Origin of the sequence: Curtobacterium sp. RIT-PI-V (assembly GCF_025642935.1) — a bacterium.
Taxonomy (GTDB): domain Bacteria; phylum Actinomycetota; class Actinomycetes; order Actinomycetales; family Microbacteriaceae; genus Curtobacterium.
Genome location: NZ_JANZKM010000026.1, coordinates 1 through 19,718, shown reverse-complemented (window position 1 = coordinate 19,718; position 19,718 = coordinate 1). Strand labels below are relative to the sequence as shown.

The following is a 19,718-nucleotide window of genomic DNA, read 5'->3' as shown; positions in this document are numbered from 1 at the left end:
GGACTCCAGGAGCCACCATGACCATGCAGACCCCACTCTCCCGCGACACCGACCCGGCGACGCCCGGGCCGGCCACCGCGGCCGCCCGCACGCACCGCGCCGCCGGTTCGCGTCGCCCGGGCTCCCTCCACCGGACGGAGGGCATGTACTACCTGTTCCTCGTGCCCGCCCTCATCGCGTTCACCGCCTTCGTCGTCGCACCCGCCTGCGTCGGCATCTTCTACAGCTTCACCGACTACCTCGGCTTCGGGCAGTGGAACTTCCTCGGGCTCGAGAACTACCGGGCGCTCGTGTCCGACCCGGCGATCCTCGCGTCGTACAGCTTCACCCTCGGGTTCGCCGTCGTCACCGTGATCGTCACGCAGGTCATCGCGCTGGCACTGGCGATCGCGCTGGCGAAGAAGATCCGGTTCGCCGCGGGCCTCCGGTCGATCTTCGTGATCCCGATGGTGATCTCCGGGATCATCGTCGCCTACGTGTTCAACTTCCTGTTCTCGAACACCGTGCCGGCCCTGGCCACGAGCGTCGGGTTCGGACCGCTGGAGCAGAGCATCCTCGGCGACCCGAACCTGGCCTGGGTCGCGATCGTGATCGTCTCCGCCTGGCAGACCGTGCCCGGTGCCCTCCTCATCTACACCGCCGGGCTCACCTCGATCCCCGAGGAGCTGTACGAAGCGAGCTCGCTCGACGGCGCGACCGGCTGGAAACAGTTGCGCGCGATCACGCTCCCGCTGCTCGGCGGCTTCATCGTCATCAACACCGTGCTCGGAGTGAAGGGCTACCTCGGCGCCTACGACGTCATCGTCGGCCTGACGAACGGCGGGCCGGGGAGCGCGACGAGCAGCGTCGCGATGACCATCTTCGGCGGCTTCACCGGGGGCGACTACGCCTACCAGATGGCGAACGCGACCGTGTTCTTCATCATCACCGTCCTCATCTCCGTGCTGCAGCTCGCGGCGACCCGCGGAAGGAACCTGCGACTCGCATGACCGCCATCGACACCCGCCCACCCACCGACACCCGCGCGGTGACCACCGGCGACGCGCGACGACCGGGCCGCGGGCACCGGCGACGCCTCGGCGGCACGAACTGGACCCTGACCGTCGTGCTCGGACTCGCCGCGTTGACGGTGCTCATCCCGCTGTACGTCACCGTCGCGATGGCGTTCAAGACGAGCGAACAGTCCGTCGACGGCAACGCCCTGTCGCTGCCGTTCCCGTTCAACCCCGGCTCGTTCGCGTCGGCCTGGGAGCTCACGCGCTTCCCCGTCTCGTTCTCGGTGTCGCTCGGCGTCGCAGCGCTCACCGTCGTCGCGACCCTGCTGCTCAGCTCGTTCGCCTCGTACGCGATCGTCCGGAACTGGCACAAGCGGTTCTTCCGGTGGTCGTTCGTCTACCTGCTGGCGGCGATGTTCCTGCCGTTCCCGGTCGTGGCACTGCCGCAGATCAAGCTCACCGCCCAGATGGGCCTCGACAACCCGATCGGCGTCGGCATCCTGCACGCCATGTTCCAACTGTCGTTCAGCGTGCTGCTCTACTCGGCGTACCTCCGGTCGATCCCCGTCGAGCTCGAGGAGAGCGCCCGCATCGACGGCGCGAGCACGTGGCAGATCTTCTGGCGGATCATCCTGCCGCTGCTCGGACCGATGAACGCCACCGTCGGGATCTTCGCGTTCCTGGCGTCGTGGAACGACTTCATGATGCCGTCGCTCATCACCGCCGACCCGAGCCTGCAGACGCTGCCCGTGGTGCAGAACATCTTCCAGAGCCAGTTCGGCACGAACTACAACGTCGCCTTCGCCTCGTACCTGATGGCCATGGCGCCGACGATCATCGTCTACCTGTTCGCGCAGCGCTGGGTCATCAGCGGCGTGACGCAGGGCGCGGTCAAGAGCTGAGGGGTACGACGTGACCATGACCACCACCGCACTCCCGACCATCCGGCCGTTCCCCGGATCCGACCCGGTCGCCGACCCCGCAGCCGTCGTCACCGGCGAGTACTGGCGGATCACCGTCCTCGACGCCGGCGCGTTCCGGATCGAGTGGAGCGACGACGGCGGGTTCGAAGACCGCGCCTCGACGTTCGCGATCCGGCGGCGGTTGCCGGTGCCAGGGTTCACCGTGGAGCGCGTCGGCGAAGGTGGCCTCGTCGTCACCACCGAACGGGCCCGGCTCCGGTACGACGGCCGTCCGTTCAGCCCGAGCGGCCTGGTCGTCGAGACCATCGGCCCGGACGCGAACCGCTGGCGCTGGGGGCAGGAGCCCCGCGACCTCGGCGGCACCGGCCGTACCCTCGACGACGTCGACGGCCGGATGCCGCTCGAGCCCGGCATCCTGGCCCGCGACGGCATCACCGCGCTGGACGACAGCGAGTCGTTCCTGTTCGAGGACGACGGCTGGATCGGCACGCGCGTGCCCGGCCGCCGTGACGTCACGGTGTTCGCCCACGGCCGCGACTTCGACGCAGCCCTCCGCGCCTTCCACCAGGTGTCCGGCGCCCCCACACGACTGCCCCGGTGGGCTCTCGGCAACTGGTGGAGCCGCTACCACCCGTACAGCGATGCCTCGTACCTGGCACTCGTGGACCGGTTCGCCGAGGAACGCCTGCCGTTCTCGGTCGCGGTCATCGACATGGACTGGCACCGCGTCGACTCCGTTCCGCCGCAGTTCGGTGACGGCTGGACGGGCTACTCGTGGGAGCCCTCGCTGTTCCCCGACCCGCAGGCCTTCCTGGCGGAACTGCACCGGCGGGGGATGCGCACGACGCTCAACCTGCACCCCGCCGACGGCGTCCGGGCGTTCGAGGACGCCTACCCCGCGGTGGCCGCGGCGATGGGGATCGACCCGGCGACCGAGCAGCCGATCCCGTTCGAACCGACCGACCGACGGTTCCTGCAGGCGTACTTCGACCAGCTGCACCGACCGCTCGAAGCGCAGGGCGTCGACTTCTGGTGGATCGACTGGCAGCAGGGCAGCGAGAGCGGTCTGCCCGGCGTCGACCCGCTGTGGCTGCTGAACCACTTCCACCTGCTCGACTCGGCGCGCTCCGGGGGTCAGGGGATGACCTTCTCGCGCTACGCCGGCCCCGGCAGCCAGCGGTACGCCGTCGGGTTCTCCGGCGACGCCGTCGTGTCCTGGGCGTCGCTGGCGTTCCAGCCCGAGTTCACCGCCACCGCCGCGAACATCGGCTACCCCTGGTGGAGTCACGACATCGGCGGCCACACCCGTGGCGTCCGCGACGACGAACTCGCCACGCGCTGGGTGCAGTTCGGGGTGTTCTCGCCGATCACGCGCCTGCACTCCGCCAACAACCCGTTCATCCGCAAGGAACCGTGGGTGTTCCCGGCCGAGGCACGCACCGCGATGGGGGAGGCCCTGCGCTTCCGTCACCGCCTGGTGCCGTACCTGCACACCATGAACCACCGGACCGCCGAGGGCACCGCGCTCGTCCGCCCGCTGTACCACCTGGAACCACGGCGCGACGAGGCGTACCGGGTGCCGAACACGTACGCCTTCGGGTCAGAACTCCTCGTTGCCCCGATCGTCGAACCGCGCGACCCCGTCACCCTGCACGGGACCGCACGGGCCTGGTTGCCGCCGGGGACCTGGACCGACGTGTTCACCGGCACCGTGTACGCCGGCGACCGGTTCGTCGACCTGCACCGCACCCTCGACACCGTGCCCGTGCTGCTGCGCGAGGGCGGGTTGCTGCCCCTCGCCACCGAGGACCAACTCGACGCCACCGCGAACCCGACCGCGTTCGAGGTCCTCGTCGCCCCCGGTGCCTCCGGGTCGTTCACCCTGGTCGAGGACCAGGAGGACCCCGCCGGCGACACCGGCCGCAGTGCCGAGACCCGTCTGACGTGGGACGCGGCGCTCGCCGAGTTCCGCGTGCACGCCACCACGGGCGCAGTCGACGTCGTTCCGGCCCGTCGCGACTGGCGGATCACGTTCCTCGCCGCCCCCGCGGACGGCCAGGTCGTGTCCGCTCGTGGCGAGGCCCGGTTCTCGGTCGACCTGACCGTGGACTCGACTGCGGGCGGAGCCGTCACGTTGAGCGGGTCGCCGGTGGTCGGCGTCGACGCCCGCGAAGCGGTCCGGCGCGCCCTCGAACGCGCGCAGGCCGGCAACGCCGAGAAGCTCACCGCGTGGGAGATCGTGTCGAAGGACCTGCCGCGCGCCGACCGGATCGTCGAACTCGGCACCGTCGACCTGCCCGAGGCGCTGCGTGCCGTCGTCGTCGAGCTGCTGGGGAGCGTGCACCCGGGCGAGCGCTGACGCGCGGAGGAGCGGCCCCGAGACTCGCGCTGGGCGACACTCTTCGAGCGGATCGCCACGAGGAGTGTCGCTCAGGCCGAGACTCGGCCCTGGCCCTGCGCCTGCCCGCGGTCGACGGAGCCGTCCGGGAACGGCGCGCTCTCGCCCACCAGCAGCCGGTGCCCGACCGTGACCAGCCGGCCCGGTACCTCCGAGCCGTCCATCCGCTCGAGCAGCAGGTCGAGGGCGGTGTCCGCCAGCGCGACGGTGTCCGGCGCGACCGACGTCAGGCTCGGCACCAGGCTCGAACCGAGTCCCATCGCGTCCCACCCGACCACCGCGATGTCCCGCGGAGCGTCGAGCCCACGCAACCGCATCGCGCGCAGGACCCCGAGGGCAGCGAGGTCGTCGCGGCAGAGCAGTGCGTCGACCCGGAGCCCGGCATCGAGCGCCCGACCGAACGCGGTCTCGGCACCTGCGGCGTCACCGACCTCGCGGGGGACCAGGAGCGCGTCGTCGACCGGCAGACCGGCGGCTGCCAGCCCGGCCCGGTAGCCGTGGAGCCGCACGCCAGAGGTGCTGGACTCCGGGCCGGTCTCGTGCCCGAAGAAGCCGATGCGTCGGCGACCGAGCGCGACGAGGTGCGCGACGGCCTGCGCCGCCGCGGCCGCGTTGTCGATGACCACCTGGTCGGAGTACTGGGGGCGGACGTCCTCGCCGAGGAACACCACGGCGGTGTCCCCGCGGATCCGGTCGATCGCCTCGGGGGTCAGGACCTGGGGGTGGATGACGACGCCGTCGACCACCCCGGCCTCGCGACCGCGCACAGCGGAGCGCTCGCCGTCGGCCTCGCCGAGGGTCTCCTCGAGCAGCAGTTGGTACCCGCGTTGCGCGCAGACGCGGGAGAACACGTGCGCGAGCTCGGCGAAGTACGGCCGCCGGAGGTCGGGGAACGCGAACGCGAGCATGTTCGACCGGCCGGTGGCGAGCGACCGGCCGGAGACGTTCGGGCGGTACCCGAGCTCGTCGATCGCGGCCTGCACCCGGTCGCGCATCGGCGGACTGACGTGCTGGTAGCCGCGCACGACGTTGGACACGGTCTTCATCGAGACGCCGGCGTGCACGGCGACGTCCTGCAGCGTGACCTTGCCCATCCGATCACCGTAGTGGGCAGGCTGATTGCCAGGTGGAATCGCACCTTCAGGCCCTAGGGTCGCACCAAGCGCAATCGCGTGAACTACCACGAACCGGTCGAAGGGCCGGTCCGCACCGGAAGGTCGGTCCACTTGACCACCACTCCGCTCGCTCCGGGCTACACACGTACTCGTCCAGGAACAGGAAGCCCCAAGGGCACCTCGACCTACTCCGCTCTGCTCGCGCAGGTCAAGGAGAACGGACTCCTCCGCCGCCGCACCGGGTTCTACTGGTCGCTGTTCGGCACACTCATCGTCACCTTCGCGCTCGCATGGGTCGCGTTCGCGTTCCTCGGTGACTCGTGGTTCCAGCTGATCGTCGCCGGCGCGCTCGGCGTGATCTTCACGCAGTTCGCGTTCCTGTCGCACGAGGCCGCGCACCGCCAGGTCTTCGCCTCGCAGAAGTGGAACGACCACGCCGGCCGCTGGCTCGGCACCTTCCTGGTCGGCCTCAGCTACTCGTGGTGGATGAACAAGCACACCCGCCACCACGGCAACCCGAACACCGTCGGCAAGGACCCGGACATCGCACCCGACGGCATCCAGTTCCTGCCGGAGGACGCCGCCGCGGTCAAGGGCCCGCTCATGACGACGTTCATGCGGTTCCAGGGCTGGTTGTTCTTCCCCCTGCTGACGCTCGAGGGCCTGAACCTGCACCGGTACGCCGTGCAGAGCATCGTCACCGGCAACGGCACCAAGGCCGACGTGAAGCACCGCTGGCTCGAGGCCGCGCTGCTCGTCGCCCGCTTCGGCATCTACCTGACGGTCGTGTTCTGGTTCCTGCCGTTCGGCATGGCCTGCGCGTTCCTCGGTGTGCAGCTCGCCGTGTTCGGCGTGATGATGGGCGCCTCGTTCGCCCCGAACCACAAGGGCATGCCGACGATCGCGCACGACGCCAAGGTCGACTTCTTCTCGCGCCAGGTCCGCACGTCGCGCAACATCCGCGGCGGCTGGTGGGTCTCGTTCCTGATGGGCGGGCTGAACTACCAGGTCGAGCACCACCTGTTCCCGTCGATGCCGCGTCCGGCGCTGAAGCAGGCCCGCCTGCTCGTCCGCGACCACTGCGACACACTCGAAGTGCCCTACACAGAGACCACCCTGCTGCGCTCCTACGGCATCGTCGTCCGGTACCTGAACCGCGTCGGGCTCGCTGCCCGCGATCCGTTCGCCTGCCCGATGGTCGCGCAACTGCGCATCCACTGACGCCGTGCTGTCGACCATGCCGACCGGCACCGTGAAGTGGTTCGACCACGCCAAGGGGTACGGCTTCATCCACCCCGACGACGGGTCCGAGGACCTGTTCGCCCACTTCTCCAGCATCATCGCGACGACCGGCTACCGGTCGCTCGAGGAGAACGACCACGTGCAGTACGACGTGGGCCCCGGCAAGAAGGGCCCGCAGGCGGACAACATCTCGATCATCCGCTGACACGGACGACGGACGGGAGGCACGGTGCCAGCTGGCACCGTGCCTCCCGTCGTTTCTTTCCCATGTCCACTGCGCTGGTACGCCCGATGACGCCAGGGACGCGCGAGCCGGCCTGGGTCGAGGTTCAGGGCGTCAGGACGATCCGTCCGAACACCCGGCCCGCGTCCATGCGTCGGTGCGCCTCCGCTGCCTCGGCGAGCGGCAGCACGTCGTCGACGACCGGGGTGAGCTCGCCTGCGGCGGCGGCGCGGAACAGCTCCGGACGGGCCGCGGCCAGCGCGCCGCGCGGCACCGAGTCGAGGCTGAACGTCGCGACGGACCGCGACTGCTGGAACGCGCGCAGCAGGTGCCCTCCGAAGTCCGCCGGCGGCATCCCAGCGACGGCACCGACGATCACGAGCCGCCCGTTGGGTGCCAGGCGGTCGATGAAGTCGGGCATCGCGGGGCCGCCGACGATGTCGATGACGGCGTCGTAGGCCTCGGGGCCGTCGCCGAGGCCCCGCCGGTCGAGCACGTGCGTCGCGCCGAGTCCGCGCAGCCGTTCGCCGCGCTCCGCCGAACCGGTCGTCACCGCGACGGCTTCTGCCCCCGCCTGCACGGCGAGCTCGACCGCTGCGATCCCGATGCTGCCGGCGGCGCCGCGGACCAGGACCCGTTCGCCGGCGTCCAGGTGCGCGTGCGCGAGCGCAAACCGCGCAACCGGGGCCGCCGACCCGAGGGCGACGGCCTCCACTGCGCCGAATCCGTCGTCGAGCGGTGTCAGGTCGGCGATCCGCGCGACGACCCGCTCGGCGTAGGCCCCGCCGACCCCGGTGAACGCCCACACCCGCCGGCCGAGCCACGCGTCGTCGAGGGCGTTCCCGACGGCGACGACCGTACCGGCCACCTCGCTGCCGGGGACGTACCCGGGGTCGATCCCCGGGCGGCCGAGGGTGCCGCGCCGGATGACGGCGTCGACACCGCCGACGCCGATCGCCTCGACGTCGATGACGACCTGGCCGGGCGCTGCAACGGGTTCTGGGAGGTCGGTGGGGACGAGGCCGTCCGGCGGTCCGAAGGACTGGATGGTGACTGCGAGCATGCTGCGACGCTAACGGACGCCTGCGTCCACTTGACTAAAGTGGTACGGATGACCGCCCAGATGCCTCACCTGCGGGCTGATGCGCAGGAGAACCGCGACCGTGTGCTGCAGGCGGCGCGTGACCTGTTCGGCTCGCGCGGTCTCGACGTGACGATGCGCGACGTCGCCCGGCACGCGGGGGTCGGCCCGGCGACGCTGTACCGACGCTTCCCGACGCGGCGGGACCTGGTCGACGCCGCGTTCGAGGACGAGCTCGAGCTGTGTCGGAGCATCGTCCTCGAGGGCGCCGCGCACCCCGACCCCTGGCTGGGCCTGCGCTCCGTCGTCGAGCGCACCGTCGAGTTGAACGCCCGCAACCAGGGCTTCGTCGATGCGCTCGTTGCCGCCGGGCAGGTGTCCGACCGGCTCGCCCGGCACCGCGCCGAGCTCCTGCACGCGATCGCTGCCCTGTCGCTCCGAGCGAAGGCCGTGGGACGGCTGCGGCCGGACTTCGTCGTCGACGACCTGCTCCTCGTGCTGTTCGCGGCGCGGGGGCTCCGGGGAGACGACCAGGCCGAGCGACTCGGCGCGGCGCGGCGGTTCGCTGCGCTCGCACTCGACTCCCTCCGAGCATCGGCGACGAACGAGCCGCTGCCCGAGCCCGCACGGGTCGTGAGGGCTGTGCTCCGCGCCGCGGTCTGATCGGGTCCGGGGGCCGCCCTCGGAACGGCCCTGCTCAGCCGTCGGTGAGGGACCCCTGGAAGCACTGTGAGAACGACGAGATCCGGACCTTCTGCGTGTCGTTGTAGACGGTGATGAGGAACTGGTCGTCGTCCGCGCCGGTGATCGTCAAGCGTTCCACCCGCTTGCCGGTCGTGTCCGTGGTCGCGGTGTAGCCGTCGTCGCGCACAGCCGCGATCATCGCGTCGTACGCGGCGTCCACGTCCACGTCCCGTGCCAGCGTCAGCCATGCGCCGCCGGCAGCCGAGACTTCGGTGTCCGAGCACGCGAGCAGCGTCCAGTCGATCGTTCGACGGCTCGCGACCGCGCCGTCGGGGAATGAAGCGATGACACGGTCCAGGATCGACGTCGTCTGCTCCTCAGCAGCAGCGCGAGTGATCGAGGGCGATGTGCTCGAATCGGGTGTCTCGGTCATCGACGGTCCTCCAGCGCACGCGATGAGTGACAGGGGCAGGGACATCACGAGGCTCGCGATGACCGTTCTGGACCGTCCTGTCACTCGCGCGGCTGCGGACACCTCACCGGTCGGCCAGGGATCCGGGAAAGCACGGCGAGAACGAGGCGATGCGGACGATCCCCCCGTCATCGTCGATCGTCACGAGGTAGCGTTCGCCGGCGCCGTTGCTGAGGGACAGCCGATCGAGACCCTTCGACGTCTGGTCCGTCTTCGTCGTGAACGACGGCTCGTCGGAGAACGCTCCGCGGATCGACTCGTACGCCTCGTCGACCGGCACCGACTTCGCGAGCCGGAGCGTGATGCCGCCGGCCGACTGGACCGCATCGGCTGCGCAGGCGAGCAGCACCCAGTCGCGGGTGGTCTCCGAGGCCACGGCGGAGGACGCGAAGGTGTCGGCGATCCGCCGCTGGACCTCGCCGGTGTGGCGCTCGGCGTCGGATCGCGCTGCTGCCTGGTTCGAGCTCGACGTCGGTGTCGGTGATTCCGCCATGGGTTGTCCTCCGGCGCAAGCGGTGAGGGCCAGGACGATGGACGCCCCGACGGTGAGGGTGGTGAGCGAGCGGCGGATCACGGGTAGATCTCTCCTACCAGGTCGTCCAGGACATCCTGGTTCCCTTCGATGCGGGCAACCTTGTTGTGCTGTTCCATGAGGTTGCTGAAATCGTACGGGTTGACGTCATCCGGCGCCGGGCCGTAGTACTCGCCATGGGCGAAGGCGGGGTTCCACCGGGGATTGTTGCCGTCCCAGACCTGACCGGTCGCCTGACCGAGTTGGAGGATGTCGACGTACGAGTAGTCGGTGTAGGTCGTGAGCTGGTTCGGCTTCCAGGTCTCGGGCATCCCGGCTCCGGACAGCGAGACGACCTGGTTGTACTGCGTGCCGAGGGTCTCGGACGTGGTGATGTTCGCCACACCCCAGCTGTGCCCGATCGCGGTGGTCCGGGCGTTCGCGAGGTCCGGGTCCACATCGAGGCCCGCGGCGAGCTGCCGGAGCCGTTCGGCGGGGCCGAGCGCGAACTCCGGCTGGTTCGCCTCGTTGACGCCAGCCGGACCCGCGGTCTCCTCGCCCGGGAACACGCCGTCCTTCGCGACGAAGGCGACGGTGTCGTCGGGCGAGTAGGCGTGGAGGTACTCGGCCACCTGCTGGACGCCACCGCCGTAGAAGGACTCCATGTTGCTGAAGGTCCCCGGCACGTAGGTGATCACGTGCTTCGTGTCCGGCGAGGGTGTCCCGATCATCTCGATGATGCGCTTCTCGGCGGGGTCGTAGAGGTACAGCTGCGTCTTCGGCGGCTCTGCCACGACGCGCAGGAGGTACTTCTCCTCGAGCGCCAGGCTGTCGATCTCGTCCTGGGTCTTCTTGTCCGTCCGACCGGTGAGCGACTTCGACAGACCCTGCGCGATGCGGAGGGCTTGGAGCCGCGACTGCACCGTTGAGAGCCGGTCGCCGGCGAGGTTCCGGTTGGCGGCGACACGAGCAGCCGGCGGGACGCCGTTCAGCGCTCCGAGCACGCTCGGGATCGAACCGACGAGCGCCAGTTGCTCAGGGGAGAGGACCGAGTCGTCGCCCGTGCCGAGGGACTGCCACCAGGCGCGGACGGCACCGGGATCAGCCTGCTCGATCGTCTCGGCCACCTCGGGGTGCTTCTCGAGGAAGGCCGCGGCCTCGTCGGCGGTCATGCCCTGCAGCAGGGCGAGCAGGGTCAGGGGAGTGGCGCCGGCGATCGACGACTGCGAGAGGGTGCGCGGGAGTCCGTTGGCGACGCGGCCGCTCAGGGCGTCGGAGCACTTCCGGTCCGCGGTGCGACGCTGCTCGACGAGGGCGTCCCACTCGAGGTCGAGCGCACGGCTGGTGGTGACCGCGGCGGAGACCGAGTCCTCGTGCTGGTTCGCCGCCGAGCGGAGCGCGTCTCGCGACTCGGGTGTCGCGCTGTCGTCGGATGCGGCTGCGCGCGATTCGGAACGGGCCGTGTCGAGGGCCGACTGCGCCGTCGCCAGTGCCTCGGCGGCCGATGCGCGGGCCGTCTCGAGCCGCTGCTGTTCCTGTTGCACGGCGTGCAGGTCGCTGGCGTACTGCTCGAGCGCTGCTGCCTGCTCGTCGAGCGCGGTGCGGAGCGTCATCGTGTCCGCGGTGAAGTCGCCGATGTTCGCCATGAACGGCTCCTTGGCGCGACCCTTCCAATCGGCGCTCTGACCGTCACCCGCGACACCACGCAGCGTCCGTTCGACGTCGCGGAGCTCGTCGGCCCTGGTGCGTCGGGCCGTCGCCAGTGCCGTGACGGCGGCGGTGTCGCCGGCGCCCGGATCGGTCGTGGTCCACGTCATCAGCGACCACCGGCCTGTCCGGCGAGGTCGTCTTCGGTCGCCGAGATCTGCGTCGCGACCTGGAAGGGGTACTGACCGATCGCGGTGAGGGACTGTGCGAGTACCTCGGCGCGGTCCGTCACGGTCGAGCCCGCATCACCGAGAGCTCCGGCCACGTCCGCCGACCCGAGGGCGTCTTCACGCGGATCACGGAACGATCGATCCAGGCGGACGGCCTGGGGCACCGGCGTGAGGGCGTGCGTCAAGGCGTCGAGCGCCGACGTGTCGACCTGCAGATCCCCCATGTCCCCCCCCGCGTGGATCGCCGCCAACATATCAACCGACGGCGTCCACGTGCAAGGTTCCGACCGCCGCCGCGACCAACGCCCGCCGCCGCGACCAACGCCCGCCGCCGCGCTACTTGATCCCGGTCGACGCGATGCCCTGCACGAACTGGCGCTGGAACGCCAGGAACACCACGAGCAGCGGCAGCACGGTCACGGTCGCGATGGCCATGACGGCACCCCACGGTGAACTGAACGCCGGGTTGTTCGTCAACGTCGACAGGGCCACCGGCACGGTCAGGTTCTCGTTGCCCTGCAGCACGACGAGCGGCCAGAGGAAGTCGTTCCACCGCGTCATGAAGCCGAGGATCACGAGCACACCGATGAGGGGACCGCACGAGGGCAGCACCACGCGGAAGAACGTCTGGAACTCTCCGGCGCCGTCGAGCCGAGCGGCCTCCATCAGGGCGTCCGGCACCCCGAGCATGAACTGCCGGGCGATGAAGATCCCGACGACGTCGAACACGGTCGGCAGGATCACCGCCCAGGGGGAGTCGACCAGACCGATCTTCGCGACGACCAGGAAGCTCGGCACCAGGGTGACCTGGATGGGGATCATGATCGTGACGAGGAACGCCGAGTACAGCAGGCCCCGTCCGATGAACCGGAACTTGGCGAGGGCGTACCCGGCCATCAGCGAGACGACGACGCTCAACGCGGTGCCGACGCTGGTGATGAGCGCCGAGTTGCCGAGCCACCGCCAGACCGGCTGCGTGCTGAACACCTGCGTGTAGTTCTCGAACGTCGGCCGCGTCGGGAACAGCGAGAACGTGCCGCTCTGCGACTGCCCGCCGGGGGTGAGTGCCGAGACGACCATCCAGTACAGCGGGAACACCATCAGGATCGCCAGGGCGGTGAGCCCGGCGACGAGCACCCAACGACCAGGCCGGCGCCGGGAGCGGGCTCCAGCCGGACGGCGGCGGGGACCGCGGACATCGAGTACGGCCATCAGAGCATCTCCTCCGCCTTGCGGTTGGCGCGCTGCCGGAGCAGCGTGAACACGAGCAGGATCGCGACGAGCACCAGTCCGAGCGCCGCGGCGTAGCCCATCCGGGCATCGATGAACGCGGACCGGAACACGTACTGGATCAGCACGGTCGTCGAGAAGCCGGGGCCACCGCCGGTCATCACGTAGATGACGTCGAAGGCCTGCAACGAGAACACGACGTTCAGGATGAGCAGGATCGACGTCGTCGGGCGGAGCAGCGGCCACGTGATGGTCCGGAACCGGACCCATCGCGAGGCGCCGTCGATCGCCGCGGCCTCCTTGAGCTCGGCGGGCACGGACTGCAGCGCGCCGAGGTAGATCACCATGCAGAAGCCGATCCGGGTCCAGACCACGACGACCACCAGGGTCGCCATCGCCCACCCCGGAGCGGTCAGCCAGGGCACGCGCCCCATCCCGAGCGCTTCGAGCAGGTTGTTCACGACGCCGTAGTCGCCGTTGAAGATCCACGACATGATGACGCCCACCACGACGCCGGCCGCGACCATCGGCACGAAGAACAGGGCACGGAACACCGAGCGCCCGGGCAGCGGCCGGTTCAGGGCGACCGCCAGGGCGAGCCCGATCGCCATCGAGGTCGGCACGGTGCCGAGCGTGAACACGAGCGTGTTCCGCAGCGCCGTGCCGATGAGTGGGTCGGAGCCCATGTCGACGAAGTTCTTCCCGCCGACCCAGGTGCCGTCGCCGAGCGAGGTGCTGGAGTCCTGGAAGCTCAGCGCGATCGCCGTGATGATCGGGATGAGCGAGAAGCCGAGGAACAGCAGCGCCGCGGGGCCGATGAACACGTACGGGACGAAGCGGCCCCGGCTCCGGCGGGCGCCGCCGCCAGCGGGGAGCCCGCCGGTCGGTGGGGCGGTGGACGCCGTCGTTCGGACCGGCGCGGTCTCAGTTCGCAGTGACACTGCGCATCGCCTCCATCATCTGGTTCGAGGCCTCTTTCGGGCTCAGTTGCCCGAGCAGGCAGAGGTCGAGGTAGTCGGCGAACACCGCGTTGAGCGAGCTGAAGTACTCGCCGCTCTCGGCCTTCACCATCGAGAGCGGGATCGTCGTCCCCTGGTCGATGAACCGCTGCATCGTGTCGGTGTTCGCGGCGTACCCGATGTCCTTCGCGTCGAGGGACTTCCGGGCGGGCAGCCAGTTGCCGTCGTGGCAGAACTGCTGCATCTTCGACCGGGACGTGATCATCGCCACGAGCTCGGCCGCGAGCTCCGGGTGCTTGCTCGACTTCGTGACGGCCAGGGCGTTGCCGCCCAGGTCGCTCGCCTCGCCGACGTTCCGGATCATCGGGGCCGTGCCCCAGTTGTCCGGCATGTCGGTGTCGAGCTGCGCGATCGACTCCGGGTTGTTGAGCATCATGCCGATCTGCCCCGTCAGGAACAGGTTCCGCGAGACGTCGCCGCCGCCGCTCTTGCTGAGGTTGCCCGTGGTCGCGAGTCCGTCGGCGTACCACTTCCGGCCGAAGGCCAGGGCGTCGATCGCCTCCGGGGTGTCCATCGACGGGGTGGCACCGTCCTCGCCGAGGAACGCGCCGCCGTTCTGGTGGACCAGCGGAAGCCACCGGTACGCCGTCTCGGGCGACGACCACCCGTACCCGAACGCGTACTTGCCGGTGACCTGCTTGACCTCCTGCGCGACGTCGAGGAAATCGTCCCACGTCCACGCGTCGGCCAGGGCCTGCGGTGGCGTGACGCCGATCTGCTCCATGACGTCGCGGTTGTAGTAGGTGATGAAGTTGTCGGTGTGCTGGAAGACGCCGTACACGCCGTCGTCCCGCGCGCCGATCGCCCAGAACGGGTCGCTGTAGTCCTGCCGGTAGTCCGCCGGGACGGACCCCGAGATGTCGACCAGGCTGCCGTTCGCGGCGTACCGACCGATCTGCTGCGGGGTGATCCGGATGACGTCCGGCGCCAGGTCGGCGGCGAGCCGGGTGATGAACCACTGGTGGAACTGCCCGGTGGTCACCTCGACGGCGACGCTCGTGCCAGGGTGCGCCGCGACGAACTCGTCGGCGATCGCCTGGTAGCTCGTGATGTCCGTCGGGATGTTCCAGGTGGACAGGCGGATGTGCTTCGTCCCGCCGCGGCCGGTCGTTCCGCCGCCGGCGCACGCTGCCAGTGCGCCGGTCAGCGAGATGCCGGCGAGGGCGAGGAACCCCCGTCTGGCGAGCTGGGGGGATGGACGGGTCGGCATGGTCCTCTCCTTTGAGGTCGTGGTGCCGTTCAGGTCGGCCGGGAGGCGCGGGGTGCGCACACGGGGCGCCGCGCGTCCGACGTGGGGTCGCGTCCTGGACCCGACCCCACGTCGGGCGCGACGGTTCAGACGAGCGCGGGGCGGGCCTCCCGGTCGGTCACCGGTGCCGCGGTGACCGCGTCCGCCGGACGCAACGACTCGGGGAGCAGCGCCGCGTGGGCGTGCAGGAGCTCGTCGGTCATCTCGGCGATGCGGTCGAGCGTCAGGTGCGCCGCCGTCAGCGGGTCCAGAGCCACCGCGTGGTGGACGTGCTCGACGTTGCCCGTCAGCGCAGCGCGCACCGCCAGGGTCTGCACGTTCGTGTTCGTGCGGTTGATCGCGGCGAGCTGCGGCGGGAGCTCACCGAACGACGTCGGCTGCACCCCCTTGCCGTCGACCAGGCACGCGACCTCGACGCAGGCGTCGGACGGCAGGTTCTGGATGACCCCCGTGGCGTTCGGGACGTTGCCGTAGACCACCGCGGGGACGCCCGTCACGATCGCGTTCACGATGCTCGCGCCGTACTCGACGCTCGGCGTCAGGTCGGCCTTGAGCTTCTCGAGCTGCGTGTCCACGTCGCCCTGCTCGTCGTGCGCCAGGCAGATCTCGTAGTAGTCCCAGCGCTCCGGGATGTACTCGAGCACCGTCTCCGGGTCCTTGCGGAAGTACGGCACGTACTCGCTGGCGTGGTGGCTCGACTCGGTCTCGAAGTACCCGAACGAGCGCATCAGCTGGGTGCGGACCTGCTCGTTGCCGCCCTCGTAGTTGCTCGCCGCGGCAGCCGCCTCGCTGTGGTCGCCGTCGTCGTCGTGCAGGTCGGACGCCGCGACGCCCCGCTGGTGCTTCGCCGTCATCACCTCGCGCAGACGCGGGTACAGGTCCTCGCCGTTGCGACGCGTGAACTCGAGGATCCACGCCTGGTGGTTGATGCCCGCGCTGACGAACTCGACCTCGTCGTACGGCACGCCGAGCGTGCGCGCCAGCATGCGGGTCGTGCCCTGCACGCTGTGGCAGAGCCCCACCGTCCGGAGCCCCTTCGCGTTGAGGAACGCCGTGGCCATCGCCATCGGGTTCGCGTAGTTGATGAACTGGGCGTCCGGGCAGAGCTCGAGCGCGTCGCGGGCGATGTCCTCGTACGCGCGCACCGACCGCAGGAAGCGGAAGACGCCACCCGGGCCGACGGTGTCGCCGACCGCCTGGTCGATGCCGTACTTGCGCGGGATCTCGACGTCCCACTTGTACGACTCGACGCCGCCGACCTGGAACGTGATGATGACGACGTCCGCACCCGCCAGGGCCGCACGCCGGTCCGTGGTGTCGAGGACCTCGACGCCGAGGCCGTGGTGGGCGACGAGCTCGCGGGCGGCCGTCGCGGTGCGGGCGACCCGGCCCGCGTCGAGGTCCATGAGGTGCAACGTCGCATTCTGCAGGGCGGGGAAGGAGACGAGGTCGCCGATGAGGCGGAAGGGGAAGACGAAGCCGCCGGCGCCGATGATGGTGATCTTGGTCATGTGTCGACGGTAGGAAGCGCGGGGGTGTGCGGTCCTCCGGCTTCGGACGGTGGGGTTCCAGGATCCTCGGACCGGTCGTCAGATCACGGCTGACGCCTCCGGAGCGGTCCAAGTCCTGTCGGCGTGCTGGTCGAGCGCTCGGCTGAGCACGTCGCTCTGCTCCGGACCGCCGTGTCCTTCGTCTTCCACGATCGTCAGCGTGCTCTCCGGGAGGCCAGCGTGGAGACGCCATGCCGTCACGACAGGACCGCTGACGTCGCGCCGTCCGTGCATGAGCGTGGTGGGGATGTGACGGATCCGGTCGAGGCGTGCCAGGACCGCTTGGTCGCCGGGCAGGAAGGCATCGTTGCTCCAGTAGTGCGTCACCAACCGTGCGAACGCCTCGCGTCGCGCCGGCCCGACGTGTCCGTGCCCACGGAGCTCGGGATGGTCGAGCGAGACGTGCACGTTCTCCCAATGATCCCAAGCCGCCGCCGCGGCTTCGCGGACGCGGGCGTCCGGCGACGCGAGTTGCCGGGCGTACGCGTCCACGACGCGCTCGTCGGGGCGCCGGTGGCTCGCACGTTCGAACTCGTCCCACTCCGCGGGGAACAGGCGGCCGATGCCCTCCGTGATCCAGTCGACCTCGCTGCGACTGGTCGTGGTGACGGCCACGAGCGCGAGCGCGCGAACACGTTCGGGGTGCCGTTGCGCGTACGCGAGGGCGAGTGTGGTTCCCCACGAGATGCCCGCGACGACCCAGGCGTCGATCCCGAGCGTGGTGCGGACCGCCTCGATGTCGTCGATGAGCTGCTGCGTGGTCTGCCGGACCAGTGCCTCGGCGAGGTCGTCCTCCGGGGTGCGGCTGCGCCCGGCTCCGCGCTGATCGATCCCCACGAGTCGGTAGCGGGCGGGGTCGAAGTGCGTGCGGTACCAGCCACTGCCGAGTGATCCTCCGGGCCCGCCGTGGAGCCAGAGCGCGGGAACGCCGTCCGCGGTGCCCGATTCCTCGCAGGAGATGGATGCCCCACCGTCCACGGCGATCATGCTCGTCCGGTACGGCTCGTGCGGGGTGTACACCATCCCACCACGCTACCGACGAGTACTTTCGCCTGATGGACTTCTTCGTCGCAGGGAGTTGGCGGAACCGGGACGCGGTCGCCGAGGTCGTGGATGCGCTCGACGGTGCAGGCGCGCAGTGCTACAGCTTCGTTCGAGCGCAGTACGACGACGAGGCGTTGGCCTTCGCAGTGCCCGGTGGCGCCGACGCAGCACGGCTCGGTGAACCTGGCATCCGGAGTCTCTTCGAACAGGACCTCGCAGCGCTCCGTTCCGCCGACCGGTTCGTGCTCGTCCTCCCTGCCGGAGCAGCGGCGCACATCGAGACCGGGATCGCCTACGGTCTCGGCAAGTCCTGCTACGCCGTGGGGCCGGCTGAACGTTCGGAGACGCTCTACCGACTGTTCGAGGCCATGTGCACTGATCCGGCCGACCTCGTCCGTCACCTCGCGGTCGCCGACGCTCGGAGGGTTCGGTGATGCGTTGGCAGCAGTCACTCCTCGAGCGGCTCCGCACGGCACCGGCGGTCGGCGCGGTCCGTCCGTACGGCTCCGTCCTCACGCCCGACGAGCTGGACCGGTGGAGCGACCTCGACGTCGAGCTCGATCTCGTTGCGGACGTCGCCGCGCGGACACTCCTCGGAGGTGAGCCGTGGGCGTGGCAGAGCACCCTCGACGACGGTGTGCAGCACGTTCGGACAGTGCTCGAGGACGGCCGCCGCGTGGACCTCGCGACGCGAGGCGCGACGCTCTAGCTTCCTCCGGACGACGTGCTCTGGGAATGTGCCCGTCAGCATCGAAGTGCTCCACGTCGTCGAGTGAGTACCAGGACAGGCTGCTGCGCCGAAGCCGTAGGGTGGCGCTCGTGACGGCCACGGGGAGACGGAAGCGATCGGTCGTGGTGACGGTCGTGGTGACGCTTGCGCTCATCGCGTTGCTCGCTGGTGTCCGCCTCGTGTCGCTGTCCGTGTTCGCGACCGAGGGGGATGTACCACCCGCTGCCTCGGTCTCACTGCCAGCGGGCAGCGAGCTGATCGCGGAGGAGAAGGAGTGCGCTTCTGGTGGGTGCTGGGCCGTGCTCTCGGTCCGACCGCCCAACGGAACGAGCCCGGAGGATCTCGCAACGAGCCTGGGGATGACACCCCAGGCGCGGCAACGCGGGACGCTGTGGGACCCGCGGACCGTCAACCTGAGCGCAGAAGTGGACGGAGAACTGCTGATCATCAGGGCCGACTACTGGTCTCGTGAAGCGACCCCCTGACGGAGGTCCTGTGTGGGGAGGTTGCTCGCTGACGTAGGCTCAGCAACGTGCTCGACGTGGAGACGATGGAAGCGGCGTACTGGAGCCACCGCGGCCCGGCCCCGCTCATGGCGTCCTCCCACCGGCACGACGACCTCGAGATGAACCTGGTGCTCGACGGGCACCTGGACTACCGGTTCGGCGGGGCGCCGGTCAGCGTGCACGCGGGCGAGATCGCACTGTTCTGGGGCTGGACCCCGCACCAGCTCGTGGGTGACGGCACCGGTACCGGCGAGTTCCGCTGGGTGCACATCCCCCTGGCCGAGGTGCTGGCGTGGGGACTACCCGACCACGACCTCGGAGCGATGCTCCTGAACCGCCCGGTCGTCGTGCCGACCGCAGCTGCCGGCCGTGACGTCGAGTCGATGCTCGGGTCGTGGCAGCGGGACTTCGCGGACGACGGTGCGGAGATCATCGCCAACCTCGAGGCGCAGGCGCTCGTGCGTCGCCTGCTCCGGCACCATCGCGACGCCGTGGACCTGCGGCCTGGCGGCGGGCACGGCACCGCGGATGCCATGCACCGGGTGATCGACATGGTGCGGTTCGTGGTCGACCGGTTCCGCGAACCGATCGAGGTCGCTGACGTCGCAGCGGCCGCACACCTGCACCCGCACTACGCGATGTCGGTGTTCCGACAGGACGTCGGCACCACGATCGTCGAGTACCTGACTCGGTGCCGGGTGGCCGAGGCGCAGCGGTTGCTCGCGACGACGTCGATGACGACCTCGGAGATCGCGCACGCCGCGGGCTTCGGGTCGCAGTCGAGCTTCTACGTGCACTTCACCCGTGCCTGTGGGACTGCGCCGGGGGCGTACCGGGCACGAGCTCGCTGATCCGGTGTCTCCACGCAC

At 70.1% G+C, this 19,718-nt stretch carries 21 protein-coding genes; 10 read left to right on the top strand and 11 right to left on the bottom strand.

The genetic code is table 11. The features are described 5' to 3' along the window. Positions 1-17: 17 nt before the first annotated feature. The 3 genes from OGL88_RS14475 to OGL88_RS14465 are packed head-to-tail and all read left to right on the top strand — an operon-like array spanning position 18 to position 4,277. Positions 18-989, top strand: a complete 972-nt coding sequence (locus OGL88_RS14475; RefSeq protein WP_263091883.1) for a carbohydrate ABC transporter permease — start codon at positions 18-20, stop codon at positions 987-989. Continuing rightward, positions 986-1,897 (top strand): carbohydrate ABC transporter permease, encoded by a 912-nt coding sequence (locus tag OGL88_RS14470; RefSeq protein ID WP_263091882.1) that lies wholly within the window; start codon positions 986-988, stop codon positions 1,895-1,897. The genes OGL88_RS14475 and OGL88_RS14470 overlap by 4 nt, the downstream gene beginning before the upstream one ends. 16 nt (positions 1,898-1,913) lie before the next feature. Next, positions 1,914-4,277 carry a glycoside hydrolase family 31 protein gene (locus OGL88_RS14465; protein ID WP_263091881.1) on the top strand — a complete coding sequence of 788 codons (2,364 nt, stop codon included), beginning with the start codon at positions 1,914-1,916 and terminating at the stop codon, positions 4,275-4,277. Between the two features lie 71 nt (positions 4,278-4,348). Here the strand turns inward: OGL88_RS14465 and OGL88_RS14460 are convergent, their stop codons facing one another. Continuing rightward, complete coding sequence (locus tag OGL88_RS14460) at positions 4,349-5,410, bottom strand: LacI family DNA-binding transcriptional regulator (protein ID WP_123673542.1); 1,062 nt, start codon at positions 5,408-5,410, stop codon at positions 4,349-4,351. Between the two features lie 132 nt (positions 5,411-5,542). Between OGL88_RS14460 and OGL88_RS14455 the strand changes: the two genes are divergently transcribed. Together OGL88_RS14455 and OGL88_RS14450 are read left to right on the top strand one after the other, a co-directional pair. Next, complete coding sequence (locus OGL88_RS14455) at positions 5,543-6,652, top strand: fatty acid desaturase family protein (RefSeq protein ID WP_263091880.1); 1,110 nt, start codon at positions 5,543-5,545, stop codon at positions 6,650-6,652. A gap of 16 nt (positions 6,653-6,668) precedes the next feature. Further along, a complete protein-coding gene (locus OGL88_RS14450; RefSeq protein WP_111086735.1) occupies positions 6,669-6,878 on the top strand; it encodes a cold-shock protein in 210 nt (69 codons plus the stop codon). Between the two features lie 124 nt (positions 6,879-7,002). On the opposite strand, the gene OGL88_RS14445 is transcribed toward OGL88_RS14450, so the two are convergent. Further along, positions 7,003-7,959, bottom strand: coding sequence for a zinc-binding dehydrogenase (locus tag OGL88_RS14445; RefSeq protein WP_263091879.1), 957 nt, complete (start codon positions 7,957-7,959; stop codon positions 7,003-7,005). A 48-nt stretch (positions 7,960-8,007) separates the two neighbouring features. Between OGL88_RS14445 and OGL88_RS14440 the strand changes: the two genes are divergently transcribed. Continuing rightward, a complete protein-coding gene (locus tag OGL88_RS14440) occupies positions 8,008-8,640 on the top strand; it encodes a TetR/AcrR family transcriptional regulator (protein ID WP_263091877.1) in 633 nt (210 codons plus the stop codon). 34 nt (positions 8,641-8,674) lie between these two features. Here OGL88_RS14440 and OGL88_RS14435 read toward each other — a convergent pair whose 3' ends face one another. The 9 genes from OGL88_RS14435 to OGL88_RS14395 form a co-directional block, all read right to left on the bottom strand. Then, the gene (locus tag OGL88_RS14435; protein ID WP_263091875.1) at positions 8,675-9,094 is read right to left on the bottom strand and encodes a hypothetical protein; all 420 of its coding nucleotides are present in this window, start codon (positions 9,092-9,094) and stop codon (positions 8,675-8,677) included. 103 nt (positions 9,095-9,197) lie between these two features. After that, positions 9,198-9,626 carry a hypothetical protein gene (locus OGL88_RS14430; protein WP_263091874.1) on the bottom strand — a complete coding sequence of 143 codons (429 nt, stop codon included), beginning with the start codon at positions 9,624-9,626 and terminating at the stop codon, positions 9,198-9,200. Positions 9,627-9,703: 77 nt separating this feature from the next. Then, the gene (locus tag OGL88_RS14425) at positions 9,704-11,461 is read right to left on the bottom strand and encodes a hypothetical protein (RefSeq protein WP_263091873.1); all 1,758 of its coding nucleotides are present in this window, start codon (positions 11,459-11,461) and stop codon (positions 9,704-9,706) included. Further along, on the bottom strand, positions 11,461-11,745 hold the full coding sequence (locus tag OGL88_RS14420) for a hypothetical protein (RefSeq protein WP_263091872.1): 285 nt from the start codon (positions 11,743-11,745) through the stop codon (positions 11,461-11,463). The genes OGL88_RS14425 and OGL88_RS14420 overlap by 1 nt, the downstream gene beginning before the upstream one ends. A 112-nt stretch (positions 11,746-11,857) precedes the next feature. Beyond that, complete coding sequence (locus OGL88_RS14415; RefSeq protein WP_263091871.1) at positions 11,858-12,733, bottom strand: carbohydrate ABC transporter permease; 876 nt, start codon at positions 12,731-12,733, stop codon at positions 11,858-11,860. Next, a complete protein-coding gene (locus tag OGL88_RS14410) occupies positions 12,733-13,692 on the bottom strand; it encodes a carbohydrate ABC transporter permease (protein WP_131847670.1) in 960 nt (319 codons plus the stop codon). The genes OGL88_RS14415 and OGL88_RS14410 overlap by 1 nt, the downstream gene beginning before the upstream one ends. Next, on the bottom strand, positions 13,676-14,980 hold the full coding sequence (locus OGL88_RS14405; RefSeq protein ID WP_263091870.1) for an ABC transporter substrate-binding protein: 1,305 nt from the start codon (positions 14,978-14,980) through the stop codon (positions 13,676-13,678). The genes OGL88_RS14410 and OGL88_RS14405 overlap by 17 nt, the downstream gene beginning before the upstream one ends. Positions 14,981-15,105: 125 nt before the next feature. After that, positions 15,106-16,530 (bottom strand): alpha-galactosidase, encoded by a 1,425-nt coding sequence (melA, locus tag OGL88_RS14400; protein WP_263091868.1) that lies wholly within the window; start codon positions 16,528-16,530, stop codon positions 15,106-15,108. 78 nt (positions 16,531-16,608) lie between these two features. Beyond that, positions 16,609-17,592 carry an alpha/beta fold hydrolase gene (locus tag OGL88_RS14395; RefSeq protein WP_263091867.1) on the bottom strand — a complete coding sequence of 328 codons (984 nt, stop codon included), beginning with the start codon at positions 17,590-17,592 and terminating at the stop codon, positions 16,609-16,611. Between the two features lie 32 nt (positions 17,593-17,624). Here OGL88_RS14395 and OGL88_RS14390 point away from each other — a divergent pair, with 32 nt between their 5' ends. The 4 genes from OGL88_RS14390 to OGL88_RS14375 all read left to right on the top strand — a co-directional run bounded on the left by OGL88_RS14390 (position 17,625) and on the right by OGL88_RS14375 (position 19,700). Further along, the gene (locus OGL88_RS14390) at positions 17,625-18,047 is read left to right on the top strand and encodes a hypothetical protein (RefSeq protein WP_263091866.1); all 423 of its coding nucleotides are present in this window, start codon (positions 17,625-17,627) and stop codon (positions 18,045-18,047) included. Beyond that, positions 18,047-18,322 carry a hypothetical protein gene (locus OGL88_RS14385; RefSeq protein ID WP_263091864.1) on the top strand — a complete coding sequence of 92 codons (276 nt, stop codon included), beginning with the start codon at positions 18,047-18,049 and terminating at the stop codon, positions 18,320-18,322. Before OGL88_RS14390 ends, OGL88_RS14385 begins: the two co-directional genes overlap by 1 nt. 110 nt (positions 18,323-18,432) lie before the next feature. Next, a complete protein-coding gene (locus tag OGL88_RS14380; RefSeq protein WP_263091863.1) occupies positions 18,433-18,828 on the top strand; it encodes a hypothetical protein in 396 nt (131 codons plus the stop codon). Positions 18,829-18,875: 47 nt separating this feature from the next. Beyond that, the gene (locus tag OGL88_RS14375) at positions 18,876-19,700 is read left to right on the top strand and encodes a helix-turn-helix domain-containing protein (RefSeq protein ID WP_194648031.1); all 825 of its coding nucleotides are present in this window, start codon (positions 18,876-18,878) and stop codon (positions 19,698-19,700) included. Positions 19,701-19,718 lie beyond the last annotated feature (18 nt).